At 70.7% G+C, this 958-nt stretch carries 1 protein-coding gene; it reads right to left on the minus strand.

Annotated elements, in window-relative coordinates; all coding sequences use genetic code 11:
- Positions 1–846: sensor histidine kinase (locus ACIKT0_RS19095; RefSeq protein ID WP_407106862.1), on the minus strand; the 846-nt coding region annotated here is incomplete at its 3' end.
- Between the last annotated feature and the right edge of the window lie 112 nt (positions 847–958).

Raw genomic sequence — 958 nt, forward strand, 5'->3', positions numbered from 1 at the left:
CCGATCTCGCGGCAGCGAGGTCACGACGCCGGCGCCGCCGCGGCAGTCGGCCGGCAGCAGGATCGTCACCCGAGTGCCCCGGCCGAGCGAGCTCTCGACCTGCATCTCGCCATTGTGCAACGCTACAAGGCCGCGCACCACCGACAGGCCGATGCCGGCGCCCTCGTGACGTCGCCCGTAACCGGCGTCGGCCTGGAAGAAGGCCTCGCCCAAGCGCCCAATGTCCTCGGGCGCGATGCCGACGCCGGTGTCGCGGACCGAGAGCGCCAGCCCCTTGTGGCGGCTGCGGGCCTCGACCCACACCTCGCCGTCGCGCGGCGTGAACTTGATCGCGTTGGCGAGCAGGTTGATCAGGATCTGCGTCAGCGCGCGGCGGTCGGCGTGGATCTCGGCGACCTCCGGATCGACATGCGCGGACAGGCGCACGCCGGCGGCCTGCGCCTTCAGCGCCATCAGGCTCACGCAGTGCCCGACGATCGGCGCCGCCTCGCAGGGCTCGGGAAGGATCGCGAAGGCTCCGCTCTCGATCCGCGCCATGTCGAGGATCGAATTCACCACCTCGAGCAGATGAGCGCCGGAGCGATGAATCAGCGCCGCGTAGTCGGCGCGCCGCTCGGGCGCGAGGCGGCAGAGCTCGTCGTCGGAGAGGATCTCGGAGAAGCCGATGATGGCGTTGAGCGGCGTCCTGAGCTCGTGGCTCATATGCGCCAGGAAGCGGGTCTTGGCGACGTTCGCCTGCTCCGCCTCGTCCCGAGCGGAGACGAGCGCCTCCTCATGGGCCTTGCGCTCGGAGACGTCGCGGAACACCGCCACGAGTTCGGCCCCCGTTGCGGCGGTCGGCGGCAACGGGCGCATCTCGGTCCAGATGAAGCTGGGCGCGCCGGCGCGGCCGTCCTGCGGGTCGCGCCGCAGCCGGACTTACCCATTTCTACACTGAGGCTCGCTACAAGGGCACCAA

It is taken from the genome of Hansschlegelia beijingensis (assembly GCF_045505405.1).
GTDB classification, from domain to species: Bacteria; Pseudomonadota; Alphaproteobacteria; order Rhizobiales; family Methylopilaceae; genus Methylopila; species Methylopila beijingensis_A.